At 37.7% G+C, this 13,381-nt stretch carries 12 protein-coding genes; 5 read left to right on the top strand and 7 right to left on the bottom strand.

Annotated features, from left to right (window positions below):
- Positions 1–108 precede the first annotated feature (108 nt).
- A complete protein-coding gene (locus ACOVO2_RS10775) occupies positions 109–1,338 on the bottom strand; it encodes an ROK family protein (protein ID WP_421769975.1) in 1,230 nt (409 codons plus the stop codon).
- A 175-nt stretch (positions 1,339–1,513) separates the two neighbouring features.
- On the opposite strand from ACOVO2_RS10775, the gene ACOVO2_RS10770 reads away from it, so the two are divergent.
- Positions 1,514–2,875 (top strand): M20/M25/M40 family metallo-hydrolase, encoded by a 1,362-nt coding sequence (locus ACOVO2_RS10770; protein ID WP_421769974.1) that lies wholly within the window; start codon positions 1,514–1,516, stop codon positions 2,873–2,875.
- A 46-nt stretch (positions 2,876–2,921) separates the two neighbouring features.
- On the opposite strand, the gene ACOVO2_RS10765 is transcribed toward ACOVO2_RS10770, so the two are convergent.
- From ACOVO2_RS10765 to ACOVO2_RS10755, 3 genes are all read right to left on the bottom strand, one after another.
- Positions 2,922–3,692: a TIGR02757 family protein gene (locus tag ACOVO2_RS10765; protein ID WP_421769973.1), complete on the bottom strand. Its 771-nt coding sequence runs from the start codon at positions 3,690–3,692 to the stop codon at positions 2,922–2,924.
- A 21-nt stretch (positions 3,693–3,713) separates the two neighbouring features.
- Positions 3,714–4,565, bottom strand: a complete 852-nt coding sequence (locus ACOVO2_RS10760; protein ID WP_421769972.1) for a hypothetical protein — start codon at positions 4,563–4,565, stop codon at positions 3,714–3,716.
- A gap of 225 nt (positions 4,566–4,790) precedes the next feature.
- Positions 4,791–5,885 carry a LysM peptidoglycan-binding domain-containing protein gene (locus ACOVO2_RS10755; RefSeq protein WP_421769971.1) on the bottom strand — a complete coding sequence of 365 codons (1,095 nt, stop codon included), beginning with the start codon at positions 5,883–5,885 and terminating at the stop codon, positions 4,791–4,793.
- A gap of 172 nt (positions 5,886–6,057) precedes the next feature.
- On the opposite strand from ACOVO2_RS10755, the gene kdsB reads away from it, so the two are divergent.
- The 3 genes from kdsB to ACOVO2_RS10740 all read left to right on the top strand — a co-directional run bounded on the left by kdsB (position 6,058) and on the right by ACOVO2_RS10740 (position 9,241).
- Positions 6,058–6,801, top strand: coding sequence for a 3-deoxy-manno-octulosonate cytidylyltransferase (gene kdsB, locus ACOVO2_RS10750; protein ID WP_421769970.1), 744 nt, complete (start codon positions 6,058–6,060; stop codon positions 6,799–6,801).
- A 133-nt stretch (positions 6,802–6,934) separates the two neighbouring features.
- Positions 6,935–8,497: a PglZ domain-containing protein gene (locus ACOVO2_RS10745; RefSeq protein ID WP_421769969.1), complete on the top strand. Its 1,563-nt coding sequence runs from the start codon at positions 6,935–6,937 to the stop codon at positions 8,495–8,497.
- A gap of 30 nt (positions 8,498–8,527) precedes the next feature.
- Complete coding sequence (locus ACOVO2_RS10740; RefSeq protein ID WP_421769968.1) at positions 8,528–9,241, top strand: hypothetical protein; 714 nt, start codon at positions 8,528–8,530, stop codon at positions 9,239–9,241.
- 52 nt (positions 9,242–9,293) lie between these two features.
- Here the strand turns inward: ACOVO2_RS10740 and ACOVO2_RS10735 are convergent, their stop codons facing one another.
- The 3 genes from ACOVO2_RS10735 to ACOVO2_RS10725 are packed head-to-tail and all read right to left on the bottom strand — an operon-like array spanning position 9,294 to position 11,196.
- Positions 9,294–10,196, bottom strand: coding sequence for a carbon-nitrogen hydrolase family protein (locus ACOVO2_RS10735; protein ID WP_421769967.1), 903 nt, complete (start codon positions 10,194–10,196; stop codon positions 9,294–9,296).
- A complete protein-coding gene (locus tag ACOVO2_RS10730) occupies positions 10,193–10,795 on the bottom strand; it encodes a GNAT family N-acetyltransferase (RefSeq protein ID WP_421769966.1) in 603 nt (200 codons plus the stop codon). The genes ACOVO2_RS10735 and ACOVO2_RS10730 overlap by 4 nt, the downstream gene beginning before the upstream one ends.
- Positions 10,796–10,797: 2 nt before the next feature.
- The gene (locus ACOVO2_RS10725; RefSeq protein ID WP_421769965.1) at positions 10,798–11,196 is read right to left on the bottom strand and encodes a nuclear transport factor 2 family protein; all 399 of its coding nucleotides are present in this window, start codon (positions 11,194–11,196) and stop codon (positions 10,798–10,800) included.
- Between the two features lie 497 nt (positions 11,197–11,693).
- On the opposite strand from ACOVO2_RS10725, the gene ACOVO2_RS10720 reads away from it, so the two are divergent.
- Positions 11,694–13,381, top strand: a 1,688-nt coding sequence (locus ACOVO2_RS10720) for a M12 family metallo-peptidase (RefSeq protein ID WP_421769964.1), incomplete at its 3' end; no start/stop codon positions are given.

Genomic DNA, 13,381 nt, shown 5'->3' with positions numbered 1-13,381 from the left:
AGAATGAAGAATGTAGAATGAAGAATGTAGAACGAAAAACTATTCCTATGCAATTTGCTAATAATCAAATTCTAAACTCTTAATTCTACATTCTTAATTGTAAAACCTCTACACTTCATCAAATAAATGCTCTAAAACAAACGAGAAAGTGCCTAAAAAGCCCGCTGATTCGTCGAGTTGGGACGTATTGACCGATAATTTGGTCTTAAACTCGCTCAGACAATATTTATTGATTGCCTGCTCAATCGGAATCGTGATAAATTTATCGGCTTTTGCCAAAAGCCCATCAACCAAAATCAATTCTGGATTAAATAAATGTACTGCAATCGAAAGAGCTTTGCCCAGTTCTGTTCCGATTTCGTTGAGTAAATCAATGCAAAGTTCATCGCCCGAATGAGTGGCAGCAATAATCATATCTTCGTTGACCGACTCAATATCTCCTTTCGTCAATTGCACAATCTTTGAAACTCGACCATTCTGTAATTCTTCTTTTACTCTTTTGATAAGCACTTGGGCGGTTGCTACCGTTTCTAAACAACCGATTTTTCCGCATGAGCATAGCTCGCCCGCACCACGTACTTGTATGTGTCCGAGTTCGCCCGTAAAGCCCGAAGTCCCATTGAAGACCTCGCCGTCAATTAAAATTCCTAAACCTACACCCCAGTCGATATTGATAGCCAGCACATTATTGTAGTCATGAGCCAAACCAAAGCGTTTTTCGCCTAAAGCTATGGCTTTTGCATCATTTAAGGTATAAGACGGCACATTGAAATATTCACTCATCAGAATATTAATGGCTTTACCTTCGCTGGTAGGATAAGAGAAATTATAGCCAGTTTCTTTATCAATCAACCCTGGCATACAGATACCGATACCCAATATTTTTTCGGCACTAAAACCCTCTTTTTTTAGAAATTCTATTGATTTTTCTAAGATAAATGTGCCGTAAGCTGTGTTATTTTCAATTTGTAGTTTGAATTTTTTCTTTGCACAAACCTCATTTTTGAGGTTATATAGTATGATTGTGCTATCGAATTTATTGATGAGCCAAGTCAGGATATAGCCATGTCCCGCATTGAGGCCGTAAAGCACAGGTTTCCTACCTGATTTTGAGTTGCCCGTTCCGACTTCCGTAAGCCAGCCTTCTTGCATTAATTCGATGAAAAGTACATTAACTGATGGTGGACTTGAATGTAGCGTTTTACTTAAATCAATGATAGTATTTGGGCCGTTGAGGTATAATTCCTTCAAAAGTTGTTGTTTTAACTTATTTTTTTTTATTTCTACTACTGATTCTTTTGCTTCGAGCATATTTAGGAAAAGTTTTTTATTTAACAAATATATATCTTTTTTAAGAATAGTTGTAACTAAAATAATATTTCCTATAACTTGGGTATTTAAAAAAATATTTTTAAAATAAAATTGTCTCTTTACATGCAATTTATAATGTCAAACTCATCATTTTTCTTTAAATTGCTTAATCAATAAACTAAACCTACCGAATTATAGAAACATGAAAAAAAACATTTTACTTCTTCTTTTTTGTTCGTTTTCCGCTTTTTCACAAGACAGTGATTCGCTCGTTATCCGAAAAATTTATAATGAAATTTTGTCAAAGGGCGAAGCCTACAAAACCCTTACGCATCTGAGCAAGAAAATTGGTCCAAGACTCAGTGGCTCGGCTGGTGCTGCAAAAGCCGTGCAATACACCAAAAAAGTAATGGAAGATTATGGTTTTGAACGAGTATTCCTGCAAGATGTAATGGTGCCACATTGGGTACGTGGCCAGAAAGAAACAGCTTTTATTGAAGCTGGCAAACAAAAAATCAGTGTACCGATTGCGGCATTGGGTGGCTCGATAGCTACGCCAGCCGCTGGAATAAAGGCTGAGGTAATTGAAGTAAAGAGTTTTGAAGAACTGGAAGCACTCGGAACCGCAAAAGTGAAAGGAAAAATTGTGCTTTTTAATCGCCCGATGGACCCAACAAAAATTAATACGTTTGAGGCTTACAGTGGTGCTGTCAATCAGCGTGGTAATGGTGCTTCACAAGCTGCTAAGTATGGTGCGGTTGGTGCAATTGTGCGTTCGATGACAACACTTCAAGATGATAATCCGCACACGGGTGGTATGCGTTATGCTACGGGCGTACCGATGATTCCGACGGCGGCAATCAGTACAAACGGTGCGAATCTATTGAGCAAAATGCTTAAAGAAAACCCTAAATTGCAGTTTTATTTCAAACAAAGTTGTGAATCTTTGCCCGATGCTCCTTCGCATAATGTAGTTGGGGAAATCAAAGGAACTGAAAAACCAGATGAAATAATTGTAGTAGGCGGACACCTCGATTCGTGGGATTTGGCCGAAGGTGCTCAAGATGATGGTGCTGGTTGTGTGCAATCAATCGAAGTTTTGCGTGCTTTGAAGGCTCTGGGAATCAAGCCAAAACGCACAATTAGAGTTGTGATGTTTATGAATGAAGAAAATGGTTTGCGTGGCGGAACAAAATATGCCGATTTGGCTAAGCAAAATAACGAAAAACACATTGCGGCAATCGAATCAGATAATGGAGGATTTACACCAAGGGGTTTCGGAATGGTGGGAACTGACGCTCAAATTGCCAAAGTGGCGGTATATAAAAACCTACTTTCGGCGTATGATTTGAAAGAAATTGGGAGAGGAAGTGGCGGTGCCGATATTGGCCCGCTGGGTCAGCAAGGTACTTTATTGATTGGTTTTAAACCAGATTCTCAACGCTATTTCGATTTTCATCACGCAAAAACCGATACGCTCGAAGCAGTAAACGAGCGTGAACTAAATCTCGGAGCCGCTTCGATGGCTGCCTTGGTTTATTTGCTTGATAAATATGGCTTGTAAGAGATTTACGATTTAAAAATATTCCCCTTTAGGGGTTAGGGGTTTTTTACATATATCCTTCAACGCCCAACCCAAATAGTGCAAAATCATATTTCACTGGGTCGATTGGGTCGAGTTGTTTGAGATTTTGTGTGAGTTCGACGGCGGTTTGCCAGTCGGGTTTCGGGCGAGTAATAAAACCGAGTTTTCGAGCAACACGCTCAACATGAACATCGCAGGGGCAAACCAACTGCGATGTTTTTATTTTATTCCAAATACCAAAGTCAACGCCTTTATTGTCTTTTCTGACCATCCACCGCAAAAACATATTGATGCGTTTGCAAGATGAGTTGCGTGCAGGCGTAGCTACGTGTTTGCGTGTGCGAGTAGGGTAATCTTCTATGCTGAAAAATACGTTTTGAAAATTTTCTAAACCAACCTTAATATCTTCATCATCAGGTTTTAAGCCTACTGAAAAAGCATTTTCGAGAGAATCATTTTTTGCATAAAAATCCTTAAAAAACTCTATAAAATAAAGTGTATCAGTAGCATTAAAAGTGCGGTGTTTGAATGCAAGAAAGCGTTTGAGGTCAGAATCTTGGTGGTTTTTGATGAAATCGTAAGGAGCATTATCCATCAAACCAATAAGCTCATTGCATTTATTAATGATGGTTTTTCGCTGTCCCCAAGCGAGGGTAGCGGCAATAAAACCCGTAATTTCTATATCTTGCTTTTTGCTAAACTGATGCGGAATACTGATTGGGTCGTGCGGAATGAAGTCTGGTTGATTAAACAACTCATATTTTTCGTTCAGTAAATCAATAATGATTTGCGACATTATTTGGAAATTATATAATTGTCAGAAACTAGAAACTTCGTTTATTTCGATAACTATCTTGCTGCGGTCGATATTGGTATAATCGAGTTTTACAAATCCATAAGTTTCATTGAAATAAGAGGTTAGTTTTGTGCTACCTAAGTTGCTTGTGGCTTCACTGTCAATGACATAGCACTCTAAATCTCCAAGTTTTGTAGTAATTGTCGTTTTGTCTATTATTTGGTAATTGTATTTATTCAAATTTCCACCTTTCCATTCTAACCATCTTTTATCAGCCCAGTGGTCTCCAAAATTGAGTTGCCAATTCCATTTATTGCCAACTTCATAAGGTGCCTTTATATAAGGAAAAGGGTTTAGCTCTAATATTTTGAACAGCTCCATTCTTGGTGGGTGCATCCAAATATTTTTGCTGTTTTCTATCACGCCAGTCATTTCATTATTCCAAAACTCACCATTTATCATTTGAAAATCGTAAAGAATAACTGTCTGATTATAATCAGGATAATACTGAATAAATGGGCTTAAACCCGACTTTACCTTTAAAATGATTAGATTGACTGAGCTAGAATCTTGATTTTTGATGTTCTCAAATTTCCAATCATAGGTTCGGTCGCTTATTACATTGCCCTTAGTCATCAGAAACTTGTCACCATTTTTATCTTCGTAGTGATAATTGAAACTAAATTTTCTCCCTACTTTGTATATTTTATTATTGAGATTGTACCTGTTTTCATCTTTGTTTGTGGTATCAATTTTTTCAACAACTATTCCATCATTATCAGTTTCAAATGCTTCTTCTGCTGATTGCCCTTTGACTTGTATTTGACAAGATGATGCGAATAAAATAGAAATACACAAAACAATATTCTTCATGAAGCTTCTTATGATTTTATCTTCTTCAAAACCCAAACAATACTATTGGATACCCACGAAAAAACGGCAAGTACGGCTGTAAATAAGAAACCAAATACCGTAATGAAAGGGTACAAGATAGAAAATAAAACTGTCCAAATGACTGACTTAGTTTGCATAAAAGCGTACAAATTGAGATAATAAATACTTTACTTTCACCGTGGACTGGAAACTATCGACAGTGGACTAATTACTAACACTATAACTCAAATCGGCTCTGATTCGTTTGTCTTTTGGCGATAATTTTTCGAAAGCTTTTGGTGAAATTTTTATCACTACATCGCCCGCCGAGCTTAGTTTTCCAATAACTTTTACCCAAACACTTTGGCCGTTGGCTTGATTCGCAACTTTGATGAGTGTTCCAACTGGAGCAGTGCGGTGCAAAGCCAAAAACTTATTAGTACTTGCACCCGCATCAATCATTTCGGCAATCCCTTGCTCCGAAAACTTCTTGCCACCGGGTGCATTCGGAACCGTAGTAGCAGCAGGCTTATTGGCTACTGGTTTATTTACAACTGCTTGGTCTTTAGGTTTTTCCTTCTCCTTCTCCTTCACAACTACATCACCAGCAGGGGCTTGTACCTGTACGGCTTTAGGTTTCAAGGTATCTTTTTTTGCTACTTTCGCTACAAAATTCGCTGGTTTTTCAACCACTAAAACTTGATCTACTTTCAGGGCATCGTTTGTTAGGCTGTTCCATTCTCTGATTTGCCAAACTTTTACATTGTATAGTTTTGCAACCGTAAATAAATTTTGTCCAGCAACTACCGCGTGTGTTTTTCCTTTGAGTGGACTTTTGGCTGGCGTTGCTTTTTTTGTAGCATCTGTTTTTGCTACTACTCCTTTTGCCGAATCAACCTGACTAACTTTCTCTGCCGAAGGATTTTCTTTCGGAGTTGCTTCGGGTACATCGACGATTTCGATTCCGTTTTCATCAACATTTTTCTTCTCAGAAACTTTGGTAGGAGCAGCAGGTATTATTTCTACAATCGGAGCCTTTGCAGGTGCTTTTTTCGCTTTCTTTGATTGAAGTGGTATTTCAATCACTTGGTCGAGAGCAATAGCCGACCCTTTTTTGAAAGAACTATTAGCTGCTAAAAAGTCTTTTTCTGAACAATCATATCTTTTCAAAATCGAATAAAGTGTTTCGCCTTTTTCAACTTTGTGTTGAACCAAAATTTTACCGTTTCTTTTTTCGATACCCAGCGAATCGATAGGGTTGCCGTAGGTACTCAGAAAGATAAGTACCAACGCTGTTGTGGAAAAAAACAATTTAAACATATAGGCCGAATTAAATTTTATAATGCACGAGAAAAAATTCTGAATACCCATCAAAATGCTTAATTTTTGCTGGTATTTGTTTCAATTTTATGCAAATTTAATGATTCTGTGACAGATTAACGCATATATTTTTTTTTTGGTGTAAATTCGCCCTCTTCAAGCAACAAAACCTATGAAAATTCTCGGTATAATTCCAGCAAGATTCGCTTCGAGTCGTTTTCCAGGAAAGCCATTGGCTGATATTGGCGGAAAAAGTATGATTCAGCGAGTATATGAACAGGCTCTGAAAGCAAAAAGTCTGAGTAAAGTTGTGGTAGCAACTGACGATGCTCGTATATTAGAACACGTATTGACATTTGGCGGAGAAGCGTATATGACTTCCGAAAACCACCCAAGCGGAACCGACCGCTGTTTTGAGGCTCTGCAAAAAGCAGGTGGCGGTAGTAAGTTTGACTATATTATCAATATTCAAGGCGATGAGCCTTATATCGACCCCGAAACCATTGACCAAATGGCAAAGCTGCTCGATTTTAAGACCGAAATTGCCACGGCTGTCAAGAAGATAACTGATTACGAAACACTTTTCGACCCCAATGTGGTGAAAGCTGTACTGACGATGCGTAAGCAATGTCTTTATTTTAGTCGCCAAACGGTACCGTATGTGCGTGGATTTGAACCCGAAACTTGGCTCGACCATGCCGATTTTTATAAACACATTGGTTTGTACGCCTATCGGAATGATGTCTTGGAGCAAATTTCGCATCTTCCTCCATCGCCACTCGAAAACACCGAAAAACTCGAACAGTTGCGTTGGCTCGGTTATGGATATAAAATTTATGCCACCATCACTAACTATGAAAGTATTGGCGTTGACACTCCCGAAGATTTAGAAAAGCTAAATAAAAGTCTTTTATGATTTTTTAAGAATTTATCAGGCAACAAAAAAGATAATATTCCGTTAAAGTAAAAATTAAAATTTAGTCATATTCAATTTAAACCATAACTTCCCTTTAGGACGGTTCGCCGTTGCAACTGGGGGTAATATAATTATGCGATATAATATTCTTTGGGCCGACGATGAAATTGATTTACTAAAACCATACATCATTTTTTTACAAGCAAAAGGCTACGACGTTACACCAGTACCGAGCGGAGCGGATGCACTTGATAAAGTTGAGTCTGAGCGATTCGATGTGGTGTTTTTAGATGAAATGATGCCCGGTATGACAGGCTTAGAAACTCTTTCTAAGATAAAACTCATCAAGCCTAATTTGCCAGTGGTTATGATTACGAAGTCGGAAGAAGAGCGTATCATGGAAGATGCCATCGGCTCGCAAATTGCCGATTATTTGATAAAGCCAATCAATCCGAACCAAATTTTACTTTCGGTTAAGAAAATTCTTGATAACAAACGCCTGATTTCGGAGAAAACAAATTTGGGTTATCAACAAGATTTCAGAAACTTGGCCATGCAATACAACGACCGTATCGGGCACGAAGAATGGTCGGAGATTTATAAAAAATTGATTTTCTGGGAGTTACAACTCGACAAGGCAGAAGATAAAAGTATGGAAGAGGTTTTCGGAATGCAAAAAGCCGAAGCAAACTCAAACTTCTGTAAATTTATTGAAGAAAACTACGAAGATTGGCTCTCTGACCCTAAGGCTGATAAACCGCTGCTTTCGCACCAGTTGATGAAGCAAAAGGTATTTCCTTTGGTAAAAAACGATTCGCCACTTTTCTTCGTATTGATTGATAACCTTCGCTACGACCAATGGAAAGTAATCGAAGAAGTAATCTCTGATTATTTTAATGTAGAAGAAGAAAGCGATTATTACGCAATCTTGCCAACGGCAACTTCGTATGCCCGAAATGCGATTTTTTCGGGAATGATGCCTTCTGATATGGCCAAATATCACCCAGATTTGTGGGTAAACGATGAAGGTGAAAACGAAGATGCTTTAAATAATAATGAAGCTGAGTTTTTGAAACGTCAGATTGAGAAAAGCCGCCAGAATATTAGTTTCTCGTATCATAAAATTCTGAATACGGCTCAAGGAAAAAGTTTGGTTGATAATTTCAATAACTTACTGAAAAACCAGTTGGTAGCTATTGTCTATAATTTTGTGGATATGCTTTCGCACTCTCGCACCGAGATGGGCATGATTAAAGAACTCGCCCCCGACGAGTCGGCTTATCGTTCAATCACAAAATCTTGGCTTGAACACTCTCCATTATTAGATTTATTGAAGAAAATTGCTGAGAAAAAAGGCCGTTTGGTTATCACGACCGACCACGGAATGATAAAAGTAAAACACCCGAAGCGTATCGTTGGTGATAGAAACGTGAATACCAACCTTAGATACAAGCAAGGTAAAAACCTGAATTTAGACGATAAAGCTGACCATATTTTGGTGGTACGTAAGCCCGAAACATTCATGTTGCCCAAACCGAATATTTCGACGGCGTACTTCTTTACGATGGAAGATTATTTCTTTGCTTACCCCAACAATTATAACCATTACGTAAGCCATTATCGTGATACATTCCAGCATGGTGGAATTTCAATCGAAGAGATGATTGTTCCTTTTGCGTATTTGACTGCCAAGTAGCTTAGTTTCAAATCACTTACACAACCAAATATGAAACAAAGAGTAATACTTTTGCTTATATTTAATTGCTTGATTATCAGTGTAATGGCCCAAAAGACAACCGAAAGGTATCTTGAAGACCAATATTCGTGGTATGTATCTCTCAGTTTGGGGAATCCTACGGGTAATTACCACAAAATTTTGAAAGAAGCGGATAATGCTGGCACAAAAGCAGGGATTGTGATAGGTGGCCTAATGAACCCATACAAAAGAAAAAAGGCTTCGACTGTTTTTTATGGATTTGAAGCGGGGTTTCAGTCAAACGGTAGAGATAAAGACTTTGTGAGTAATGCCTTAGGCGAATTTTATGTTGCTAATTATTCTTTTTGGCTGAATGGTGTGGCACGTTACCGACCGATTTTGTGGAGTTCAAAAATTAATCCGTATGCCGATGCGTTTTTTGGACCGAAAATTATTCGGACGGCTGTTGTGGAACAGTTCGGACAAGATGAAACTGAAATTTTGAAAGCAGTAAATAAATTGGTGCCAAATTATGGAGCAGGAGTGGGGCTGGGTATCAAGCTATCGGGGCAACTAAAAAACTCATATCTTGATATTGGCCTGTATTATCAACAAGCTGATGCTACCAGAATAGTGAAACCCAATAGTGTTGAGATTAATAGCTCGTACCTTACATCGTTTAAGCAAGTTTTGACCAGTACTAATCAGATTGTAGTAAAAATTGGTTTAACTGGATTTTTATAGAAACACATTTTATCTGTGCCATGAATAGGGTGGCACAGATAAAATGTGTCTTTTAGATTTGCACCCGCAAAATTTTAATGTCTTCGTTTATAAATTGTGTGTTTAATCTTTGTAAATCTTTGTAATTAAACACCTGTCCGTCGGCTCTTACTTGTCTAATCTTCTCAAAATCAAGTGTTTCAATTAACCAACCTTCTTTTTGAATATCACTTTTGCAAATGATTCCTTCTTCGGGAAGATTCTTATCTGGGGTTGTATAAAAAGCTCCAAAACCATAATTTACATCTACTGCAGGCGACCATTCTGCATTGCCAATCGTCTGTGAAACTGCTGCGAAACATTGATTTTCTAAAGCTCTTGCTCTGGCACCCACATGCACGCGTGTAGCCCCTCTGATAGTTTCGGTACAGCTTGGCGAAAGAATAAGCGATGCTCCAGCTTCGCACAAATACTGTGAACCAATCGGAAATTCAACATCATAGCATATCTGAATCCCAAAACTTCCCCAATCAGCTTCAAATACTGTCAATTGCTTTGGGCCTGAGTTAATTCCCCATTCTTCGTTTTCGAAACGAGTCATAAAAAACTTATCTTGGAAGCCAACTAAGCCTTTTTCAGTAAAAACGAAAGCACGATTGTAAATTTTATCAGCTTCGAGAACAGGGAAACTCGGGGCGATGATAGTCACTTGATACTTTCGGGCAAGTGTAGTAAAAGTTTCACAGAAATCGGCTTTGAGAGAATCAAGTTCACGAACTTGCCAACGAATATCGGCACGGATTTCATCAGAAAACAAACTCACCAACTCCATCGAGCCATATTCTGGAAAAAGCAATATTTCGGCATTTTGTCGAGCCGCTTTTGCTATCCACTGCTCAGTATGTAATCGCCAGTGGTCGAGACTTTTGTGCTGTGTAATCGGATACTGTGCTGCTGCTACTCTAATGCTGCTCATGCTTTGGTTATTTGCTTTGTCCAATAAATCATTTCTTTTTGTGTAGAATGTTGCTCTCCAATATCAAGCCAATCGAATTGAGATGTCAATGTGGGAGTCTGCTGATAACCCCGTTTTTTCCAAAATTCATCTAAAGGCTGGTAATCGGCAGGTCGTAATGGATGATTTTTTGGACGAACAACCGAACAAAAACTTGTAAGCTGACAACTCTCGAATTTTTTTGCATGAGTTTCTCTTTCATCAAAAAAACGATGTCCCAAACCAATGCCACGATATTCGGGCAGTAAAATGCTTTCACCAAAATAAAATACGCTTGAGAGGTCGATACCCGCATTTATGAATGGTTCTTGAACTTCGGGAGTTTCGTCGACTAATGGAATACAAGTAGTTGCTCCTACCATTTTATCGGCATCATAAACAGCGAATAAAAAGGCATGGGCCGAAGAAGAATAAACCTTGAGATACTCTTTTTCATAGGCAATACTTCCTTCATAAAGATATGGGAAGGCCCTAAAAACCGTAATACGGAGTTGTGCGAGGTCGTCGAAAACAGATGCAATTTCTGCACCTGTTTTTTTTATGTACGAAAGCTGAGTCATTTTTACGAAACCAACTTAATCCAAAGTGGGAGGTTATAATAAGTAGTTACACGAGTGATTAAACCATCTTTTACTTCCAAGAATGCACCAGCTGGTAATACATATTTTTGCCCGTGAGCTGCTGGCGAATCTTCATCTCCTTTTTTATAGATGCCATTCACTACAAATTCGGCTGCTACACGGTTATTAGTAGGTTCGCTTAAAAGCACTATTTCAGTGAGCGTTTCTTCATAACACTCGTCCATCATTTTCAAAAAGTCAGCAAATAATTCTTTCCCAATACGCTCTTCCCCCTGATTTGGTTGGTGCTTGATTTCGGGATGTACGAGAGCTAACATACCTTGCCAATCTTTGTTATTAAAACAATCGTAGTAATTTTTTACGGTATTTAAAGTGGTCATTTTTTTTAAAAATATTTATTATATGAACATTTAGTGATATTTTTATATTATTTCAATAATTCTTAAAAAAAGCTGGAGCTGTCATTGTTAAAGACTCAATAATAATACAAAGTATGTTTGTTAGTACTTATTTATTTAATAATTATAAGGTTTGTTGTTTATTGGCATAATTATTGATAAATTTAGTAATGTCATAACCATCATAAGTTATCTATTTTTAATTCTTACCCACAAGAAATAAGTTATTCTTTCTTGTCATTTCCTGTAATTTGCTGATAAAATTGTATTATTCTTATTGATAAGTCGCAAAATTACTTAATTTGTTGTACAATTCCTGTATTTTATTCTTCTTGTTTTGTAATATTCTCTCATAAGCATCTTTACGATGACATAAAATTTTATTTCGCGGTATAGTATTTGTCTTAAATCCATAGCGTTCGAAATTCCGTATGTGTGCTATAATAATTGTTATTGAGTTTATACTATAAAATTTATTTATGAGAAACTTCTATTTTAGAAAAACATTAATGCTATTAATGTTTATGCCTTTTTGGGCTTTACCCTCCCTTGCTCAGAAAGAAGTCAACAAATGGATTGATCAAGTAAAAAAGACAACTCCATTTTCACAAGAAAGTTTTGTTCGTTCAAGCAACGGATTAGTAGTTACTTCCGAGTTAAAAAAGGGAACAGTAATCAATGTTGATGTTTTAAAATTGCTTGATCTTTGGCAAAACCCACGCCCTGCTCTCGTACTGAATTTACCCGTTAATGGAAATGCCTTACCACTGACCGTGGAAATGGCTCAAATACGACTCACTACATCGGATTTCAAAGTTTCAGCAAGTAGTACATTTACTATAATACCCAAAAATGATGAAGGAGTCCATTACAGAGGTGTTGTGAAGGGCGATCCAGAGTCGTTGGTTGCATTAAGTATTTATAAAAATGAAGTTAGAGGTTTTATTATTGATAAAACAGGAAAATATGAAATTGGTAAAGTAAAGAAATCGATAACTGAGCACATTTTTTATAAAGTTGATGACTTAGTAGGAAGTTCCCCTTTTTCATGTAGTTCTGATAACCCATCTTTAAATAAAGGCCTTAGGTTAAATGAATCTAAATTGAGGGAAGCTGCCTCGACTGCTGGAGTCGGATGTAAAACGGTTTCGGTATATTTTGAATGTGATTATCAAATGTACTTAGATAATGGTGCTAGTGCTTCTAATGTGTCGAATTATGTAACTGCATTCTTTAATCAAGTTGCTACGATTTATCAAAATGAGAATATTGATATTCAAATTTCAGAGATTTTTGTGTGGTCTACTCCTGACCCATATCGTGGATTAAATTCTACTTCGAGTGTTCTTCAAGCATTTAATTCCAATAAAGGAGCAAATTTCAATGGAAATTTAGCACATTTTGTTACTACTAGAAATCTTGGAGGGGGAATTGCTTATGTTGGTACATTGTGTACAAAATCATTTGCCCATGCTGTAAGTATGGTTTTTAATACATATGCTACCTATCCAACTTATTCATGGACAGTAGAGTGTGTAACTCATGAAATAGGGCATAATATTGGCTCAAATCATACACAATGGTGTGGTTGGGTACGTCAAGATGGAACCACTGGGCCGATCGATAACTGTGTAGCACCTGAAGGTGGATGTGCTGCTACAGGAGCAACTCCAACGAACGGTGGAACAATTATGAGTTATTGCCACCTAACAAGCACTGGGATTAACTTTGCAAATGGTTTTGGACCACTTCCAGGAAATTTGATTCGTTCGAATGTTGCTAATGCGTCATGCCTGAGCATAACAAACACTTCTGCAGCTCCAACTGGACAGCAAACTTCAAATATTACAGATAATACAGCTACTTTATCATGGAATGCAGTTCCTAATGGTGGCAATTATTCGGTAGAGTACAAAAAAACAAGTGCCACAACTTGGACAACTCTTGGTAGTTTTACTACCACATCGACTGGTTTAAGTGGTCTTTCAGCCGGAACAGGTTATGATTGGCGAGTAAAATGTGATTGTTCGGGATATTCGACAACCACCTCTTTTAGTACTACAGGGAGTACAACGTGCTCAGCTCCAATTAATTTAACTAGTAGTAATGTTTCAAGTACTTCGGCGAATTTAACATGGGGAGCAGTAAGTGGAGCGGCCAATTATAC

This window comes from Emticicia sp., assembly GCF_049241225.1.
Lineage (GTDB): Bacteria > Bacteroidota > Bacteroidia > Cytophagales > Spirosomataceae > Emticicia.
The sequence above is the reverse complement of the archived record's forward strand: the minus strand, read 5'-3'. Positions and strand labels throughout refer to the sequence as shown.

Excerpts from the sequence above, each read along its gene's own strand:
- ACOVO2_RS10770 (WP_421769974.1), top strand. The coding sequence starts at position 1,514 with ATGAAAAAAAACATTTTACTTCTTCTTTTTTGTTCGTTTTCCGCTTTT.
- ACOVO2_RS10765 (WP_421769973.1), bottom strand. The coding sequence starts at position 3,692 with ATGTCGCAAATCATTATTGATTTACTGAACGAAAAATATGAGTTGTTT.
- ACOVO2_RS10760 (WP_421769972.1), bottom strand. The coding sequence starts at position 4,565 with ATGAAGAATATTGTTTTGTGTATTTCTATTTTATTCGCATCATCTTGT.
- ACOVO2_RS10755 (WP_421769971.1), bottom strand. The coding sequence starts at position 5,885 with ATGTTTAAATTGTTTTTTTCCACAACAGCGTTGGTACTTATCTTTCTG.
- kdsB (WP_421769970.1), top strand. The coding sequence starts at position 6,058 with ATGAAAATTCTCGGTATAATTCCAGCAAGATTCGCTTCGAGTCGTTTT.
- ACOVO2_RS10745 (WP_421769969.1), top strand. The coding sequence starts at position 6,935 with ATGCGATATAATATTCTTTGGGCCGACGATGAAATTGATTTACTAAAA.
- ACOVO2_RS10740 (WP_421769968.1), top strand. The coding sequence starts at position 8,528 with ATGAAACAAAGAGTAATACTTTTGCTTATATTTAATTGCTTGATTATC.
- ACOVO2_RS10735 (WP_421769967.1), bottom strand. The coding sequence starts at position 10,196 with ATGAGCAGCATTAGAGTAGCAGCAGCACAGTATCCGATTACACAGCAC.
- ACOVO2_RS10730 (WP_421769966.1), bottom strand. The coding sequence starts at position 10,795 with ATGACTCAGCTTTCGTACATAAAAAAAACAGGTGCAGAAATTGCATCT.
- ACOVO2_RS10725 (WP_421769965.1), bottom strand. The coding sequence starts at position 11,196 with ATGACCACTTTAAATACCGTAAAAAATTACTACGATTGTTTTAATAAC.